Origin of the sequence: Methanosarcina sp. MSH10X1, from assembly GCF_004099695.1 — an archaeon.
In the GTDB taxonomy this organism is placed as follows: Archaea; Halobacteriota; Methanosarcinia; order Methanosarcinales; family Methanosarcinaceae; genus Methanosarcina.
In genome coordinates this window covers 31,118-46,932 of sequence record NZ_SCHL01000004.1, presented here as the reverse complement: position 1 = coordinate 46,932, position 15,815 = coordinate 31,118, and the positions used below count along the sequence as shown (strand labels likewise).

Sequence of the window (15,815 nt, the reverse complement as noted above, 5' to 3'; positions counted from 1 at the left end):
TTACTCAATTCAACACAAATGAATGGCCTCTTAATCCCGGAAAATTATTACATGGTACTTGTACTCGTAGTACATCGAACGTATACAAATCATTCTAAAACCATGCTTAATCGCAATTTCTTTAATTCTATTGGGATTGTGGGCAAACCCGAGAATATCTTTTGGATGATTTTCCATACTTGCCAGCATAATGTTCCGAAATTCGAAACCAGCTTTGCGTAAAATTTTGAGCCCATTTGCATTTTCTGAGAATAGTCCTATTTTCCATAGCGGATACAGTCGGGAATCCAGTAAATCAAAAAATACTATTTTTCCCCCCTTATTCAGATACTTTGACGCATCAAAAATAAATTTATCAACCTCTTGATATGTCAGGTACTGAATTACTCCGGCTGCAGTTATCCTGTCAAAGGTGGTGCGCAGCTTATCCCAGAGGGTTTCATGATTGGCAAGGACCAGGTCGATATTATTGCGTTTTTTTTCCCTGATTCTTTTACTTGCTTCTTCAAGCATGGATGGGGAAAAGTCCGCTCCTACAAGCTGTTCATACTCAGCAGCATAATAAGTCAGAAGTTCAGCAGAGCCGCACCCGAAGTCGAGAAGTGTCCTGCCTCCGTCAAGGTGGAATAATTTTTCCCTGGCTTCCATGGCAAGAAACTCTTCCGATGAATATCTGTGCCCTCCATGCTTCTTATCCTTAAAAAAATCTTCCCAGACATTCTTTTGTTCAGACATGTTTTTCGGACTCCCAAGTTTTAAGTTTCTAATTGAGCTTGCTCATAACTACAAAAGTGATAAAAATTTCTGATTTCACACATATGCGCATAAATATTTATAAGTTTCTAACTCGAGTTATGCAATTAATAACACTACATATTATCTATGATAGCTGGGCATTATTTTTTCATAAATTCTAACAGACTCGATTCATTCTTAAATTGGTGACTTCTACTTTTATTTTAAATATATCTAAAATAAAACGTGTATATAATTAAGTAGTTAAGCACAGATTTACAAGAAAAGCTGACAGGTTCGGGAAAAGCAAAGGAAAATAACCTTCCTTATTTGCAGGCAATAAGCCTGATTTCCAATTTCGAAAAATATATATAGTTTTACAGGTTCAATGATTATTGATATGATTAATGAAGCAAATCTACAGCTTTTCAAAGCCCTGAGTGAAGACACCAGGTATAGAATTATTAAGGCTTTAATCGAATCTGAGAATAAGTGCAGAGAAAATAAATACGGTAGCAAAGGAGAGTTATGTGCCTGTGAAATCCCGGAAATAATTGGGAGGACGCAATCCAATACCTCGATGCACCTTGCAAAATTGCAGGACTGGGGGATAATTAAAGTAAAAAAAGAAGGAAAAATGAGGCTGTATTCTATACAAAATGAGAAAATCAGGAAGATTCTGGAAATCCTTGAAGAATAAAACCAATACCATTGCAGGTGAAATTCAAGAAATATATTACCTGATAAAAATAAATGTAATTTTTTTTCAGGAATGCCGTGCAGCGCCCTTACCTTTATTTGATTTAATAACTTTTCCTGCTCCTCCCTTTTTTCAGAGTTAACACGATTTTAATTTTCAGTTTGTCAGTTATTGTTTAAAGATGGAACTTCTACTGTCTTGTATTTAGATGAATAAATTATTTTATATTGAGGGGAATGTTTATATACCCGGGTGAATATCAATGTATATTGATATATTAGAAACTTGAACTGTTTCAATAGAAATCACAACTAGGTAAAAGAAGGATCCAAAATGGTTGATATTTTCTATCCCCTTCAATGGATTGCTGATAAACTGACATATGAGTTGCTCGGGATTGCACCTGATACACGCCTTGCAGCAAGTGTTAATTTTGTCATTTACGATGTAATGAAAATTTTCGTCCTTCTAGCTGTAATGATCTTTGTTGTTTCCTACCTGAGGACATATATCACTCCCGAGAGAACAAGACAGGTTCTCGGAAGCAAGAAAGGACTCAGATATTATTTTCTTGCATCTCTCATAGGAACGATAACTCCATTCTGTTCGTGTTCGTCTGTTCCGATCTTTATAGGGTTTGTTGAAGCCGGAGTGCCCCTGGGAGTCACTTTCGCCTTTCTGATCACTTCTCCTCTTGTAAACGAAGCCGCAGTTGCTGCTCTATGGGCAACTCTCGGACTCCAGGCAACAGTAATTTACGTAGTATCAGGAGTTTTACTGGGAGTCGTAGGGGGCTATATGATCGGCGTCCTGAAACTTGAAAAGTATGTAGAAGACTTTGTATATAAGATGAAAGTGGGAAAACAAAGCAGTGAAGACCAAAAGCTAACAATGAGGGAAAGAGCAGAATACGCTTTTGAAAGTGTAAAAGATATTGTGGGCAGGGTATGGCTCTATGTAATAATAGGAGTTGCTATAGGAGGCATTTTCCATGGATACGCTCCTGAAGGCATACTCGAAAAATACGCTGGTGAGGATAATCTGCTTGCAGTGCCAATTGCTGTCCTTATTGGAGTACCCCTTTACTCGAACGTTATGGCAATGATTCCTATTGTAGAAAGCCTGATTGGAAAAGGGCTTCCAGTAGGAACTGCCCTGGCTTTCCTCATGTCTGTCACAGCCGTATCTCTGCCTGAGATGATTATCCTTAGAAAGGTACTTAAAAAAGAATTAGTAGCAATTTTCGTCTCAATTATAACATTATCTATCATTTTTACAGGATATCTATTCAATATGTTGTTGTAAGTCTCCTACTGTATTTTAAAATTTAACAATATAAAGCTGTAAATAAAGGCAAAGTCGGAAAAGAATCAACTAATGAAAAAGAAGGAAAATATATGAAAATAGAAATTCTCGGAACAGGATGCTCCAAGTGTAAGAAAACAAAAGAAAAAATTGAAAAATTACTGAAGCAAACTGGCGTTGAAGCTGAAGTAATTAAAGTTGAGGATATTGAAAAAATTATGAGCTACAGCGTTATGGTTACCCCTGCAGTTGTTATTGATGGAGACATAAAACTTGCAGGCAAAGTTCCGGATGAAAAGGACGTTCGAAAGTGGATTGCCCAATGAAAGAAGACATGTGCCTATAGTAAAAAAGATTAAAAACCAGATGATAATTCAGAAGGGAGGATAAACAATGGCAGAAGAGACAAAATGTGCATGTGGTTCCGCAAATGTGGCAATTTTTCCATGTGCTGGGGCTTCAAATGTGGGTCAGATCTCAAATAAAATCGCAATTGAACTCGAAAAACGAAACGTTGGAAACTTGATGTGCACTGTAGGAATCGGAGCTAGAGCCCCCGGACTCATGAAATCTGCCGAGGCTTCAGACAGAATAATTGCGGTTGACGGTTGCCCTGTTAACTGTGCCAGCAAAACTCTCGAGCTTGCAGGTTTCAAAGTATATCGGCACATTATAATTTCTGAATTGGGTATCAAAAAGAATAAAGATAAAGATCTCAAGGACAATGAAATCTCAGAAGCTCTAGAAAAAACCCTTGAGACACTGCAGTCCGAGTGATCCCGGACTCGATTAACTTCTATATCGTCATTTACAGCTATTTTTCTAAAGAATCAAAAAACTTAAATGACCAAAATCAAAGGTGGCATATTGACCGAGGTTATCGTAAATTCCACTATCTGTGGGTTTGTTCATACAATCCATGGAAGCAAAAAGGGAAATAAAATTATTATTGACATCGAAACTCCGTGTGAAAAGATAAAGAAATTCTCTCATATGGAAGTTCCCATGATGGAAATTCTGGATATTAAAAATAACTACGTCATTGACAGGGCACAGGAAGCAAATTGCTCTTCAAATTGCCTTGTTCCCTGTGCAGTACTGAACCTCTGCAGAATGGAGAGCGGTTTCCTGGCAAAATCTCTAGTAAAAAAGGCAGGCAGCATCAGTATCGAATTCAGGGATGTTTGAAACTATCTTTACTGCTTTAGAGATATTTCGCAGGTAGCAGATTTGATCTACTGTGTTCTGTTATAATAGTGGATGCTTCTTAAATTCATAAAAAATTTCCAGTGCGAATAGTACACATAATCTTTATTTGCTTTTATCTTAAATAATTCTGTAATACTTTTTGTTTACATTTAACTTAGACATCAACACGATTCAATACTGCTATGTAACTGGGGGGAAGTAAATAACTCTTAAGAATGTTTTCCAAAAAATCCTGATTGCAACAGATGGATCTAAATATAGTCAAAATGCCGTACTGCATGGAATGGAACTTGCAAAACTTATGGGTGCAAAGGTCTATGCTCTTTACGTGTTTAATAAAGATGAATATGCACCGCCTGTGCTGGAAACTCCGGTTCCTCTGGGTTCTGACTGGAACATTACGGAGGCAACGCTGCGTCAGGAAGGAAATGATGCCATCCAGTACGCGAAAAAGGTTGCAGAGGATAAGCAGGTAGATTATGAAGGTGCAGTTGTAGAAGGTGATCCTGCTAATGAGATCCTGGAGTTTGCGGAGCAGAATAAAGTAGATATTATAGTAATGGGAACTCTCGGTAAAGGAGGATTGGAAAGATTTTTACTCGGAAGTGTGACAGATAAGGTAGTAAGGCACTCAAAGGTCTCTGTTCTTGTTGTTAAGCAGGAAAAGTAGAATTAAGTATATATGCAGCCCACTATTTATATAGATACACTGCATAGCATTTATATAGTTCTGGTAACTACCAAAGTTTTTCTCAAATTGTTTACTCATCTCCAAAGCGGTGGAGAATTGAATCAATAGGCTCTATTTCAAGCTTCTCCGCACCAACGAGACAGGATCCCTCAAAATCACATGTCCAGATAGGGTAAGCTGAATATTTATCCACTACCTCTCTAAAAAACTCTCTAACTGGAAGTGCACGAAGGTTAATATATTGGTCCAATTTTAGATCCAGAGTACCGCAAAGAACTTCAGTTAATTCGTTTATTAATTTTAGTAGCACCAGGGTTCGCTGGAACTCTGGATTCCACAAGCTAATTCTTTCTACAATCTCTTTAACCTTTATATATTGCTCATACTCCCACTTTTCAAGTATATCATTATTGAAATGTTCGGATACTATTTCATAGATTCCTGGAATCTTAACTATTGATTGAGGAATTTCCTCTTTAAGAAATGTATCATTATTGAAATGTTTGGATACTATTTCAGAGACGCCTGGAATTTTAACTATTGATTGAAGAGTTTCCTCTTTAAGACATATGTAAAGAATTCTGTCAAAATCGTCCTTTGTCATTTTACTATAGTTCATGTATATCACTATTGGCTTATCTGTTTAATGTAAGTTTAAATCATTCTTTTCATAATCTTACTCAAAAATTCATTTATATATTTAAATATTTATATATGTAAGCTCTCAAATATATATGAACACTGAACTCAAGAATGTGAGGTACAAAAATCAGTTGTTTAGAACGGTTTAGTGTTTTATATCGGAGGTTGAATGTGATTGTTTTCTCAGTTCACCTGCGGTAAATTCTATTTATTTAAGATTACCTTATGATTTCGCCTCTGGATTTAATTTCCTCAGGCATTGCCAGAGTTTTTTTTCAGATGCCTGACCAGTTTCCTAGGGGTTAACTAAATAGATTTTAATTTCAGAAACCGCTGAAATGGTTCTGATAAACCATGTAAAGGCCAATTCCTAGGATTACAAAGCCTGCAACTTTTTTTAACGGGAAACCATATTTTGAGACCTTCTGAAGCCTTATGGAAGAAAAGCTTGCAGAATAAGCAACAAGAAGCATTGGAACGGAAAATCCCAGAGAATAAATAAAAAGCATCAGTGCTCCATAAACAATCTCTCCTGAAACAGCAACCATTGTTAGGATGGAACCCAGCACCGGGCCGACACATGGAAGCCAGACAATCCCTAGAGAAAGCCCGAGTAAAAACCCTCCAAAAAGACCCTCCCGCCTGGAGTTTACAAGAGATGAAAAGTTTCCAAAGATGCTGAAAGTGTTTAAGTCAAAGAGTAACGAAATGCCCATCGCGATCAGGACAAATTCTGCAAAAATATTAAGATAACCGAGATAGGCTGTAAGTGTTGCTCCAAAAATTGAAGTAATGATTCCCATGCAGGTGAAGGAAAGTGACAAACCTGATACGATAGCAAGTGGTCTGAACTTCCCTCTTCCAGTAGAGTAGGCAAAAACTACAGGAATTACAGGCAGAATACATGGGGAGAGTACACTGACAACCCCTGCGAAAAAAGCTGCAACTGGAAGAAAATCAAAAAGCATTATTTAACCCTCAATTTTCCTGGATTCGATAGCTTTCTCAAGAGTCTCTGAAAGAGTTTCTTTGTCGGTAACACCCAGGAATCTTGCGGCTTCTCTTTCCTGGTTTTTGCTGCCATCCGGTCGCATATACATGTATTTTTCGTTTTCGATGTCTGTAATAATACAGGTATCCGGAATGACCCTTACTCCAAACTCTTCAGCGAACTCCGGGTACTGTTTGATATCAATAAGCATGAATGAAGCAGAATCCTGATAAAGTGGGAGTAGTTCTAAGAAGACTTCTTCCTGCTCTGCACAGGGAATACAGCCCTTTGAACCAAGTTTAAGTACAACAGGACCCTTTTTGAGAGATTCATTAATCTGGCTAAGGTTGGTAACTTCAACTAATTCCATTCCGCTGCCTGAATTATTAACGTTCTCAACTCCATCAAGGCCTGCTTCATTATCGGAGGTTTCCGCATCTGTGCAACCGGAGCTGAATATCAGGAAGCAAAAAATCGCTGAAATCGAGAGTAATTTTATCAAAGGAAATGGTGAAAAAGGAGTTCGTTCTTTATCTTGTATTCTATGCAATCGCTTCATTATAATCCTCCAAAAATCTTCTTTTCGTTTTCCAGCTAAGAAACAGGAAAAGATTGTAGGATATCAAGATATGTTGATATACTAAAGTATAACAAATCTTATAAGTTTTTTGCTTTAATTATCGGTGGTTCGCAAAAAATATAGGAAATTACTTGCAGTAATGAGCCCTATTGATGAGAGTAAATCTTCCTTTAATTGATCCGTCAACTGAGAATATATTGTAATTTAAGGTTTCAAAATCCAGAAAGTGATTGAGTATAAATAATTGCATGTTAAATATCAAACAAAATTGATATGAAAAATCTTAATTAGAAAGCTTGACTTATTTTATTCATGAGTTATTGCTGTCCTGCCGACCCTGAGAAGAAGAAGGAATGGGAAGAGAAAATGCTCCAGGAAATCGATTTTCTGGACAATGACATTAAAAAAGCCAGTGAGATATTTAGCGCACTCGGGCATCCTATAAGACTCAAAATTGCTTATTTTTTATCCCAGCGAGACCACTGCGTATGTGAACTAATATTTAAACTAAATGAGAAGCAGAACCTTGTTTCCCACCATTTGACAGTCTTGAAAAACTGCGGGATCGTTGAAGCTTACAGCAGTTCAAAATGGCATTTCTACAGGTTAAACCCCGAATTTGGAAATATCCTGAACACTATATCGCAGGTACAGAACAAAAAGTCCGAATATGCTGAATTAAGTTAAATAGAAAAATGTTTAAATCAAAGATAACCAGGATTTTTAATCCTTGCAGCAACAGCAGCAGTTATCTTCTTCCTTATCCTGTTCAAAGATTTTATCGTATATATTTTCCCCGTATATGTTCGTCCATCCAATCTGCGAACCAGCAGCAACAAACATTGCAACTGAAATTGCCTCTGCGATCTCCTCCTTTGTGGCTCCTGCAGTAATCGCTCTTTGCGAATGAGCGTCAACGCAGAACTGGCAGCGCATAAGGACCGAAGAAGCAACAGCTATAAGCTCTTTGGTTTTAAGATCCAGAAAACCATCTTTGAAAATAGAATTTCTCATCTGTCCGAAAGCTTCCGCGGTTTCAGGTAAGATTTCATTCAAAAATGACATTTAAACATCCTCCTCTTTAAAAAGTAAATATACAAAATAATATAATTTAAAATTTTAACTTATGGTAGAATCCTGATATATTACTTCGAATTTAAAGTTGCAGGCGGTCGAATTTACAGGCAATTTATCTTTAAAGTTAAACCATAGTTACTGATACTTCCCACATCGATCTCATTGACCAGGTTTTCTGCAAAAAGCAGAATTCCATTGCATACTGCTGCCCCGATTTTCCGGCTTATGGGTATACAGTAAATCTTCTTCATCATCTTCCTGATTCTTTGCATTCTTTTCCTCCGGTAATGCATCTTTTTCTTTTTCCATTTTCCAGCCTCCTTAATTCATTGGAATTTCAAAAATAGTGTAGTCAATATTGCAGACTCAAATTTTAAAAACCTGCTTGACGAGTATCAAGAATTATTGATATATGCCAGTTTTGCGTATCCGATATATCTGGTAATTTAATACATACTGATAAGGAATAACTGTAAATGACTACATCAGATTTCGAATCTCGTATCAATCTTTTTTGATATCCGGCTTTCAGGTTCTTATGAAGTGAATTCCATATTAATTTAGAATAATGGATTTAATTTCCAGGGAAAACGCTGCTTTATAGTGATAACTTCTCAGAAACGATGTCAGGTTACATTTAATGATTATGTTCAGATAATACAGTAGGTGGGAATATGCCCGGAAATCCGAATGAGATAAAGCTGGTAAACAACGCTATGTCCAATGCCACCCGACGGAAGATTATGAACTTCCTAACAGATGGCGATAGAAGTACTGAGGAAATTGGAGATTCTGTAGGGAAGTCCATGCTCGATTTCCATCTAAAGCTTCTGCAACAGGCAAGCCTGATCGAGCTAGGAGAAGGAACTGTCAGATTAAGTGAATACGGCAGAAATTTCCTGAAGGATAAGGAAGAGAAAGATTCAGGTAAAAGCGCAGATCTCTCTCAGGCAAAACCCGTGGATATTGTAGAAGTTCGACAGCTTTTGCCCTGTATAGCAGACTCCTCTAAGTTCAGGGTGATAGCAAATCTGGCTCCCCCGCTTGGCGGAACTCTCAAAGTTCTTGAGCCCCTTTTCCCCAGAGGCAGATATTCTGACAGGATAAACGCCCTGATAATGCAAAAAGGAGAAATTATTACAACGATCTACGGTACCGGAAAGGTTACCATGACGATGATTAAAAACGAGGGCGAAGCTAGAGAAGCGCTTGGTAATCTCAGAAGTACTATCAACGAGGCTATTGCAAAAGGCGTCGCTCCGGCTCCCAGGGAAAAGGTCAGAGTCGAACCCATGGAGCTTTATAAATACTTGCCCCAAACCAACTGCGGCAAATGCGGCGAGCAGAGCTGCTATACTTTTGCTATAAAGCTCATGAGTGGCGAAACTTCCCTTGATAAGTGCACGCCTCTTAATGAGCCAAAATATGCAACAAACCAGGAACATCTGCAGGTTCTGAGTGCATACATTTGAGCAGGTTACTCTAAAACATAACCTGCGCCTGTATATTTTTTAGAGACAGACAGAGTTTGACTTCAACAGCGCTGGAAGGTATAAAAGATGTCAGGAGGTATGAGTGAAACAAAGCTGGTAAATTTTGCTATGGCAAATAAGGCCAGAAGGAAAATAATTAACTGCCTTGCAGACAGTGATAGGGATATTGAGGAAATCGAAGGGATAGTCGGGGAAAAAACTGTTGATTTCCATCTAAAGATTTTGCACGAGGCAGGTCTGATTGAGCTAGAAGATAAGATTGTCAAAATAAGTGAACACGGAAAGAACTTCTTGAAAGGTGGAAAAGAAAAAGGAACTGAAGAAACTAAAGATCTTTCTCAGGCAAAGCCTGTAGAGATTGCCGAGGTTAGACAGCTTTTACCCTGTATAGCAGATTCCACGAAATTCAGAATCGTTGCAAACATTTCCCCTCCATTGGGCAGAGTCTTGAAAATCCTTAAGCCTATCTTTCCCCGGGGGAATTATTCGGATATAAAAAGTAGTCTGATAATTCAAAAAGGAGAGATAATTACAACGATTTATGGTAGTGGAAAAGTTGTCATGAGAATGGTTGGAAGTGAGGCAGAAGCTAAAAAAGAGCTTGAAATCCTGAAAGAAACTATTAATGAAGCTATTAGAAAAGGAGTGGTTCCAGCTCCCAGAGAAAAAATCAGGGTCGAATTCATGGATATATACAAACACCTGCCCCGAATCAACTGTCGTCAGTGCGGCGAGCAGGGATGCTACAGCTTTGCCATAAGGCTAATGGCAGGACAGGTCAGTCTCGATAGGTGTACACTGCTTAAAGAGCCGGAGTATGCAGCCAGTCAAGAGCGTTTGCAGTTTCTGAGTGAGCACATTTGAGCACCGTTATTGAATATTATCATTTTGTCGGAGGAGGCTTTGAAAACCTTAACAATACTACTTACGGATGGTCCTTATATTTCCGAGTATGCCGAAATTGCATGCCTGCTTGCCGGGGTTGCACTTAAACGATACCGGGTAAACATATTCCTGTACCTGGATGCGGTGCATATCCCCAAAAAAGGTCAGACCCCCTCCTTTTTCACCAATGTCGGTGCACTTTTTTCCGGGCTTGCGAAGAAAGGGGCTGTAATCAGGGCATGCGCACGATGCGCTGCTGCAAGAGGTTATATTGCAGAAGAGGAGATCTCGAACGGGACCAATTGCAGGGATTATTTTCCTGGAATAGAGATTTCCAGTCTCTATGAACTCTCAGAAATGATATGTAAGAGCGATAGGGTAATTTCACTCTCAAGATAAGGTCTAACATTATGCCCGATTTTTGCGAGGTCCAGATTCAATGAGATCTGTTTTTTATCTATTAGATACCGCCCCCTACGGCAGCGAAAAAGCCTTTGGAGCGTTGAATGCGGCTGCAGTAAGTTTTAACAGGATAAGTGCAGTGCTTGGCCTTTATGGAGATGGAGTTTATCTGGCTCTTGCCGGTCAGGACAGCAAAAGTTCCGGAATGCCAAACCTCGCCGATATTCTTTACGCATATGGAGAACTGAAAGTGCTTGTTCACGAACCTTCGCTGCTGGAAAGAGACCTTTTTGGGGAAACCCTGATAGAAACCCTGGAACTGGCGGATGAGGAGAACTTTCTTGAAGCTCTGGAAAGTTCAGAGTGTGTTATCCTGCTTTAAAGCGGCTTATTATTGAGTAAGTGATCTCAAGAATAACAATGAACAGATAATAATGTGGAACAGGTAATAGTGTGGATAATGTAAAAAAAGAGCAATACGATGTTTTCCTGCTTACAAAGCCTCCCCACAACGACAGGTCCGAATTGTGCTTAAAACTGGCTGCCCGTTCCGGGAACGCAAGGATTTATCTGGCAGGAGACGGAGTCTATCATCTGCTCACCGGAATCGAGGAATTGCCGGGATTCAAGATTTACGCCTGTCAGCAGGATCTTGAACTCAGAGCGATAAGAGTCGGGGAAAGAGTTATAGTTCCGGATGATTTTTACACCGCTTTTGTTGAGGATGCGATGGAACACTGCAGGCATGCATATACATTTTAAAATATCTGACCCTAAAGTTTAAGATATTACTTTTCTATTTGTAATTAGAAATGCCAGTTCTATTTTCATACTTTAACCGTATTTAATACCCTTAGAGAGAAGTGCTGAATCGGATAATCCCTATGGTTGAGACAAATATTCCGGAAGAGATTATAAAAGACCTGCAATCGGTCTGCCGGCTGCATGAGGAGGCAGTCTGTAATCACGATAAATGCAGGGAGTTTAGTGAGAGCCTGTCCACGCTTCTGGTCAGGCTTGAGGATATCAAACTTTACCGGATGGCTGACAGACTGATGAGTATCCTCCTGAACTGCAAGCCGAAGGAGGCTTCTCATTGTGAGAAGGCGAACCTCGTAGGGGAGATGATGAAAGAGATTACGAAAGAGGCAAAGAAAGCAGTAGAAAAATGAGAAGTCAAGCTTCTTTATTTGTGCAGGTGCCTGGACGTTGCCCGAAAGTTATTCCTAGAAAACGACAAAATCAGAATATCATGGAAGTTCTTGAAGAATAACCTCTACCTTTTGAAGGAATCAAAAAAACTTAGCAATCCTTGCATACTTATTGCAGTTGTAAGCCAGGTCGGCAGCCCGCTTCCGCATCAATTGTTATTGTTATATTTTTCATAAATAACACTTGAATATACCCTGCTTGTTTGCTCACATATTTTATTTAAGTCATAATTTGAAAGCCCACGGACTGCCTCCAGTGCAAATGAGGTTCGCAGATCCGGGTTCTCTATCAAATCCTGCAGGAGATAGGAAAATTCTGCAAGATTATTTGCAAGGTAGCCGTTTACGCCGCTCCTGATTATATCCGAAACCCCGCTATTATTCATTGCAACAACAGGAACCTCTTTTGAAATCGCTTCCAGGATCGAAATTCCGAAGGCTTCATTAATCGAAGGAAGAGCAAAGATATCAGCCTGTTCCAGATACCCCAGTACTTTTTCCCTGGGAACCTCTCCTGTAAAATAGAAGTTTCCGGATAAACCTGCTTCTTCTACCTTTCTTTCCAATCTTTTCCTGAGGGGTCCGTCTCCTATCATTACAAATAGTAAATTTTCATGTTTTTTCAGAATCGAAGGGGCAAGGCATATAATATTCTGAACTCCTTTCTTTTTAATCATGCGTGCAACCGTAATAATTACGGTTTTTCTTCGCTTATCTACAGGAAAGGGGATCTTGATAGTCTTACTCTCCGGATCAATACCGTTAGAAATACAGTAAATAGGTTTTTCTGTCATTGTCTTTGAGTCTTTTTCGACTGCTGAACTGACTGCAATCACTGCATCGGCGTTTCTGATAAGCAGTTTCCCTGCCAGATACAGAAAGGGGCTCAGTGGTGTGTCCCCTACAAGAGAGTGATTGGTAACTACGGACGGAAATCCAAGTTTTCTGGACGCGATAAGAGCAGCCATACTGAGCGGGGAGTCCAGTCCGTGAGAGTTGATAATATCATATTTTTCAGATTTCAATAAATTGTAGAGTTCTTTATAAGCGCCCGGCATCAGGAAACGCTGTTGTCCGGGAATGGGGCTGCCTTCTATCCTTATTATTCTTGCTTTGTCCCTTACGCTATATTGAGGAATATCAGGATAGCTTCTGGTAATAATATGAACCTCATGCCCCTTCTGAACTAACTTTTTTGCAAGAGAATGCATGGAATACTCGATCCCTCCGACCTTTGGAAAATACCAGTCACTGATCAACGCGATTTTGTGTTTTTCCATATCTCATATCCCCCATAATAAAACAGGTACACACCACCTATCAGACTGCTGAGTCCATAGGAGATTAACCTCTCAAGAAGCACAAAGCTACCTGCTGAGGCAAGTGACAACCCGAAATAGAGAAGCAAGGAAATCAAGCCTCCCTCTACTATACCGAGTCCCCCCGGAGTAATTGGAAGGCATCCCAGCACGAGGTACAGGACTGAAAGTGTTATAATTGAGTTCACAGATAAGGAGATTTCAAGGGCTGAAGCTACCAATTTGAGGCGCAGCACATCGAGAGCCCATATGCTGCAGGATAGCAGGAGAACAGGAATGAAGGATTTATTAATCTGCTTTTGATTTTGCTGCATATCCCTGAAAAGAATAATAAATTTCTCCCGGAAAAGCCATGTTGCCACCCCTGCTGTAAGGATAGCTACGAATATCAGATAGGTCGAGTTTAACGTTAAAGCACTCTTCTGAGGCAGGAATTCTATCTCTAATGAGGGGAATAAGTATAGAACGTAAATTGATAGCAGTGCAACAGGAATTGCCTCAACCAGTCTCTCGAAAACTATTGCTATGAGGGCATGGGTGTAACTGATTCCAAAGCTTTTGTTAGCCCAGATTATCCGGAGGGATTCTCCTCCTGTCCTGCTTGCCGGGGTAATGTTGTTTAAGAACGCTGCCCCGAAAAAAATAGGAAGAAGGCTTGTGGCTTTAAGCTCATACCCGATAGAGGAGAGCACCTGTTGCCAGCGGACTGCAAAAAAGTAAACACTCAGCAGGTAAGCCGAGGAAGCCAGAATAACATAACTGATCCGGGCTCCGCTGAGCATTCTCCAGCTTTCTTCCAGTACACGCACAATTTCTGTCCAGTAGATGCAAACTGAAATCACTCCTGCGGTGAGTAATAAAATAGCCAGAGTGATTCTCTTCAGTCTTCCGAGGTTCAGCTAAGCACCTCCACAACCAGCTCAGAACAGGTCATTTTAAGTATTTTCTCCATCAGCTGAAATCCGTTTCAGTCCGGTTTCTTCCACTAACTGAAGAGGCATTTTTTAATTCGGATCTTTATAATCTGGAACTTCTCATAAACCGGAAAAGGACAATTTTAAGTATTCCTTTACATACCCGGCTAATCACATCAAAAGTACCTCTTTGCCCCCACTTAATTCCTATTCTTAGTTTAAGCTCTTTTTATATATACATGTCATCATCGTTTTCTCCAGAAACTCTCTCCCCCTGAGAAGTAGCTGTCTCAGGTTAAGTTCGCTCTGAGTTCAGGTATTTTTTCCAGAAACAGGTCTTTTTCTCCCGGTTGAGCCTTTTTCTGCCTTCATTTGGACGGTTCGTAATCTCACAAAGTATTATCAAGTATCATGTCGAAAAGGTAATAAGAATTTCACCTGGGGTGGATTTTTTTCTTTTATATTGAGGGGTAAATATAATGTTATATCGAGAGCTTGGTCAAACGGGTAAAAGTGTCTCAATACTTGGATTCGGTACTATGCGGCTTCCTACTCTTGGGGGTGACGATTCAAAAGTTGATGAGGAAAAAGCTGCACAAATGATTCGTTACGCCATTGATCACGGCGTCAATTATATTGATACTGCATATCCCTATCATGGGGGTATGAGTGAATCTGTTATTGGGAAAGCCCTTCAGGATGGCTACAGGGAAAAAGTCTGTCTCGCAACGAAACTTCCAAGCTGGCTTGTTACGAGCAGGGAGGATATGGACCGTTATTTAAACGAGCAGCTTGAACGACTCAGGACTGACTATATAGATTTCTATCTTCTTCACGCGCTGAACGGGGATTTCTGGCCCCTTTTAAAAAAGCATGATGTTTTTGATTTCCTTAATTCCGCCCTTAAAGATGGACGAATAAAATATACAGGTTTCTCTTTCCATGACAATATGGACCTATTTAAAGAAATCGTTGATTCTTATCCATGGAACATGTGTCAAATCCAGTTTAATTTCATGGACGAAAGCTTCCAGGCAGGCAAAGAAGGTCTGATGTATGCAGCTTCAAAGGGTCTTGGGGTTGCTATTATGGAACCTCTGCGTGGAGGATACCTGGCTTCAAAAATTCCTCGGGAAGTCAAGGAGATCTGGGATAGTGCTGAAACCATACGAAGCCCTGTGGAATGGGGTCTTCGTTATCTCTGGGACTATCCTGAGATAGGTGTTGTCCTGAGTGGCATGACCGAACTGGCTCACGTAGAAGATAACGTAAAAATTGCAGCAAACGGTTTTCCTAATTCCCTGACAGAGGAAGAGAGAAGGTTGATTTCCAAAGTAAAGGAGATCTACAGGTCGAAAACCAGAGTTAACTGTACTGGTTGCCAGTACTGCATGCCCTGTCCTTCAGGAGTAAATATTCCTGAGAACTTTAAATACCTTAATAATGCTGAGATGTTTGATAAAATCGAAGAGGAAAAACTCTTATATAGCGGCCTTGAAGGCAAGGCTTCAAACTGTACGGAATGCGGGGAATGCGAGGAAAAATGTCCACAAAAGACCCCTATAAGAGAGATGTTAAAAGAGGTTTCAAGGTTGTTTGAGAAATAACCTGTTTTTTCCGTTTTCCCCCTGAACCCTGGGCTATTCCAATTACTTGAGTTC

General features: G+C 39.7%; 22 protein-coding genes. 14 read left to right on the top strand and 8 right to left on the bottom strand.

All coding sequences use genetic code 11. From position 1 onward, the window contains the following. Nucleotides 1-30: 30 nt before the first annotated feature. Nucleotides 31-735: a class I SAM-dependent methyltransferase gene (locus EQO05_RS04725; RefSeq protein ID WP_128504281.1), complete on the bottom strand. Its 705-nt coding sequence runs from the start codon at nucleotides 733-735 to the stop codon at nucleotides 31-33. Between the two features lie 388 nt (nucleotides 736-1,123). On the opposite strand from EQO05_RS04725, the gene EQO05_RS04720 reads away from it, so the two are divergent. The 6 genes from EQO05_RS04720 to EQO05_RS04695 all read left to right on the top strand — a co-directional run bounded on the left by EQO05_RS04720 (nucleotide 1,124) and on the right by EQO05_RS04695 (nucleotide 4,619). Further along, nucleotides 1,124-1,435, top strand: coding sequence for a helix-turn-helix transcriptional regulator (locus EQO05_RS04720; protein WP_128504279.1), 312 nt, complete (start codon nucleotides 1,124-1,126; stop codon nucleotides 1,433-1,435). A gap of 333 nt (nucleotides 1,436-1,768) precedes the next feature. After that, the gene (locus tag EQO05_RS04715; RefSeq protein WP_128504277.1) at nucleotides 1,769-2,740 is read left to right on the top strand and encodes a permease; all 972 of its coding nucleotides are present in this window, start codon (nucleotides 1,769-1,771) and stop codon (nucleotides 2,738-2,740) included. 92 nt (nucleotides 2,741-2,832) lie between these two features. Next, entirely contained in the window at nucleotides 2,833-3,066 is a 234-nt protein-coding gene (locus EQO05_RS04710) for a thioredoxin family protein (RefSeq protein ID WP_128504276.1), read from the top strand. Between the two features lie 67 nt (nucleotides 3,067-3,133). Next, nucleotides 3,134-3,517, top strand: a complete 384-nt coding sequence (locus EQO05_RS04705; RefSeq protein ID WP_128504274.1) for a putative zinc-binding protein — start codon at nucleotides 3,134-3,136, stop codon at nucleotides 3,515-3,517. 90 nt (nucleotides 3,518-3,607) lie between these two features. Next, entirely contained in the window at nucleotides 3,608-3,928 is a 321-nt protein-coding gene (locus tag EQO05_RS04700; RefSeq protein ID WP_128504568.1) for a DUF6951 family protein, read from the top strand. 223 nt (nucleotides 3,929-4,151) lie between these two features. Beyond that, entirely contained in the window at nucleotides 4,152-4,619 is a 468-nt protein-coding gene (locus EQO05_RS04695) for a universal stress protein (RefSeq protein ID WP_128504272.1), read from the top strand. Nucleotides 4,620-4,710: 91 nt separating this feature from the next. Here the strand turns inward: EQO05_RS04695 and EQO05_RS04690 are convergent, their stop codons facing one another. The 3 genes from EQO05_RS04690 to EQO05_RS04680 form a co-directional block, all read right to left on the bottom strand. Beyond that, a complete protein-coding gene (locus EQO05_RS04690; RefSeq protein WP_128504270.1) occupies nucleotides 4,711-5,259 on the bottom strand; it encodes a hypothetical protein in 549 nt (182 codons plus the stop codon). A 346-nt stretch (nucleotides 5,260-5,605) separates the two neighbouring features. Then, nucleotides 5,606-6,250, bottom strand: a complete 645-nt coding sequence (locus EQO05_RS04685; protein ID WP_128504268.1) for a cytochrome c biogenesis CcdA family protein — start codon at nucleotides 6,248-6,250, stop codon at nucleotides 5,606-5,608. A gap of 3 nt (nucleotides 6,251-6,253) precedes the next feature. Next, complete coding sequence (locus EQO05_RS04680; RefSeq protein WP_128504266.1) at nucleotides 6,254-6,832, bottom strand: co-chaperone YbbN; 579 nt, start codon at nucleotides 6,830-6,832, stop codon at nucleotides 6,254-6,256. Nucleotides 6,833-7,165: 333 nt separating this feature from the next. Between EQO05_RS04680 and EQO05_RS04675 the strand changes: the two genes are divergently transcribed. Beyond that, on the top strand, nucleotides 7,166-7,540 hold the full coding sequence (locus tag EQO05_RS04675; RefSeq protein ID WP_128504264.1) for a helix-turn-helix transcriptional regulator: 375 nt from the start codon (nucleotides 7,166-7,168) through the stop codon (nucleotides 7,538-7,540). Nucleotides 7,541-7,576: 36 nt separating this feature from the next. Here EQO05_RS04675 and EQO05_RS04670 read toward each other — a convergent pair whose 3' ends face one another. Beyond that, on the bottom strand, nucleotides 7,577-7,918 hold the full coding sequence (locus EQO05_RS04670; RefSeq protein WP_128504262.1) for a carboxymuconolactone decarboxylase family protein: 342 nt from the start codon (nucleotides 7,916-7,918) through the stop codon (nucleotides 7,577-7,579). Nucleotides 7,919-8,089: 171 nt separating this feature from the next. After that, nucleotides 8,090-8,239, bottom strand: coding sequence for a hypothetical protein (locus EQO05_RS15430; RefSeq protein WP_164888466.1), 150 nt, complete (start codon nucleotides 8,237-8,239; stop codon nucleotides 8,090-8,092). 365 nt (nucleotides 8,240-8,604) lie between these two features. On the opposite strand from EQO05_RS15430, the gene EQO05_RS04665 reads away from it, so the two are divergent. The 6 genes from EQO05_RS04665 (at nucleotide 8,605) to EQO05_RS04640 (ending at nucleotide 11,882) form a co-directional block, all read left to right on the top strand. Further along, nucleotides 8,605-9,402, top strand: coding sequence for a (Fe-S)-binding protein (locus EQO05_RS04665; RefSeq protein ID WP_128504260.1), 798 nt, complete (start codon nucleotides 8,605-8,607; stop codon nucleotides 9,400-9,402). A 99-nt stretch (nucleotides 9,403-9,501) separates the two neighbouring features. After that, nucleotides 9,502-10,287 carry a (Fe-S)-binding protein gene (locus tag EQO05_RS04660; protein ID WP_240664328.1) on the top strand — a complete coding sequence of 262 codons (786 nt, stop codon included), beginning with the start codon at nucleotides 9,502-9,504 and terminating at the stop codon, nucleotides 10,285-10,287. A gap of 39 nt (nucleotides 10,288-10,326) precedes the next feature. Then, entirely contained in the window at nucleotides 10,327-10,707 is a 381-nt protein-coding gene (locus EQO05_RS04655; protein WP_205793694.1) for a DsrE/DsrF/TusD sulfur relay family protein, read from the top strand. A 40-nt stretch (nucleotides 10,708-10,747) separates the two neighbouring features. After that, a complete protein-coding gene (locus EQO05_RS04650; RefSeq protein ID WP_128504256.1) occupies nucleotides 10,748-11,092 on the top strand; it encodes a DsrE family protein in 345 nt (114 codons plus the stop codon). Between the two features lie 71 nt (nucleotides 11,093-11,163). Continuing rightward, entirely contained in the window at nucleotides 11,164-11,472 is a 309-nt protein-coding gene (tusB, locus tag EQO05_RS04645; protein WP_128504254.1) for a sulfurtransferase complex subunit TusB, read from the top strand. A 122-nt stretch (nucleotides 11,473-11,594) separates the two neighbouring features. Next, a complete protein-coding gene (locus EQO05_RS04640) occupies nucleotides 11,595-11,882 on the top strand; it encodes a hypothetical protein (protein ID WP_128504252.1) in 288 nt (95 codons plus the stop codon). Between the two features lie 188 nt (nucleotides 11,883-12,070). On the opposite strand, the gene EQO05_RS04635 is transcribed toward EQO05_RS04640, so the two are convergent. Both EQO05_RS04635 and EQO05_RS04630 read right to left on the bottom strand, forming a co-directional pair. Beyond that, nucleotides 12,071-13,201: a glycosyltransferase family 4 protein gene (locus EQO05_RS04635; RefSeq protein WP_128504250.1), complete on the bottom strand. Its 1,131-nt coding sequence runs from the start codon at nucleotides 13,199-13,201 to the stop codon at nucleotides 12,071-12,073. Continuing rightward, nucleotides 13,177-14,082 carry a flippase-like domain-containing protein gene (locus EQO05_RS04630; protein ID WP_240664327.1) on the bottom strand — a complete coding sequence of 302 codons (906 nt, stop codon included), beginning with the start codon at nucleotides 14,080-14,082 and terminating at the stop codon, nucleotides 13,177-13,179. Before EQO05_RS04630 ends, EQO05_RS04635 begins: the two co-directional genes overlap by 25 nt. A gap of 551 nt (nucleotides 14,083-14,633) precedes the next feature. Between EQO05_RS04630 and EQO05_RS04625 the strand changes: the two genes are divergently transcribed. Then, complete coding sequence (locus EQO05_RS04625) at nucleotides 14,634-15,761, top strand: aldo/keto reductase (protein WP_128504247.1); 1,128 nt, start codon at nucleotides 14,634-14,636, stop codon at nucleotides 15,759-15,761. Nucleotides 15,762-15,815: the final 54 nt, after the last annotated feature.

Bases quoted from the DNA above. Each gene is read 5' to 3' on its own strand.
- EQO05_RS04725 (WP_128504281.1), bottom strand. From the start codon at position 735: ATGTCTGAACAAAAGAATGTCTGGGAAGATTTTTTTAAGGATAAGAAG.
- EQO05_RS04720 (WP_128504279.1), top strand. From the start codon at position 1,124: ATGATTATTGATATGATTAATGAAGCAAATCTACAGCTTTTCAAAGCC.
- EQO05_RS04715 (WP_128504277.1), top strand. From the start codon at position 1,769: ATGGTTGATATTTTCTATCCCCTTCAATGGATTGCTGATAAACTGACA.
- EQO05_RS04710 (WP_128504276.1), top strand. From the start codon at position 2,833: ATGAAAATAGAAATTCTCGGAACAGGATGCTCCAAGTGTAAGAAAACA.
- EQO05_RS04705 (WP_128504274.1), top strand. From the start codon at position 3,134: ATGGCAGAAGAGACAAAATGTGCATGTGGTTCCGCAAATGTGGCAATT.
- EQO05_RS04690 (WP_128504270.1), bottom strand. From the start codon at position 5,259: ATGAACTATAGTAAAATGACAAAGGACGATTTTGACAGAATTCTTTAC.
- EQO05_RS04685 (WP_128504268.1), bottom strand. From the start codon at position 6,250: ATGCTTTTTGATTTTCTTCCAGTTGCAGCTTTTTTCGCAGGGGTTGTC.
- EQO05_RS04680 (WP_128504266.1), bottom strand. From the start codon at position 6,832: ATGAAGCGATTGCATAGAATACAAGATAAAGAACGAACTCCTTTTTCA.
- EQO05_RS04675 (WP_128504264.1), top strand. From the start codon at position 7,166: ATGAGTTATTGCTGTCCTGCCGACCCTGAGAAGAAGAAGGAATGGGAA.
- EQO05_RS04670 (WP_128504262.1), bottom strand. From the start codon at position 7,918: ATGTCATTTTTGAATGAAATCTTACCTGAAACCGCGGAAGCTTTCGGA.
- EQO05_RS15430 (WP_164888466.1), bottom strand. From the start codon at position 8,239: ATGGAAAAAGAAAAAGATGCATTACCGGAGGAAAAGAATGCAAAGAAT.
- EQO05_RS04665 (WP_128504260.1), top strand. From the start codon at position 8,605: ATGCCCGGAAATCCGAATGAGATAAAGCTGGTAAACAACGCTATGTCC.
- EQO05_RS04660 (WP_240664328.1), top strand. From the start codon at position 9,502: ATGAGTGAAACAAAGCTGGTAAATTTTGCTATGGCAAATAAGGCCAGA.
- EQO05_RS04650 (WP_128504256.1), top strand. From the start codon at position 10,748: ATGAGATCTGTTTTTTATCTATTAGATACCGCCCCCTACGGCAGCGAA.
- EQO05_RS04640 (WP_128504252.1), top strand. From the start codon at position 11,595: ATGGTTGAGACAAATATTCCGGAAGAGATTATAAAAGACCTGCAATCG.
- EQO05_RS04635 (WP_128504250.1), bottom strand. From the start codon at position 13,201: ATGGAAAAACACAAAATCGCGTTGATCAGTGACTGGTATTTTCCAAAG.
- EQO05_RS04625 (WP_128504247.1), top strand. From the start codon at position 14,634: ATGTTATATCGAGAGCTTGGTCAAACGGGTAAAAGTGTCTCAATACTT.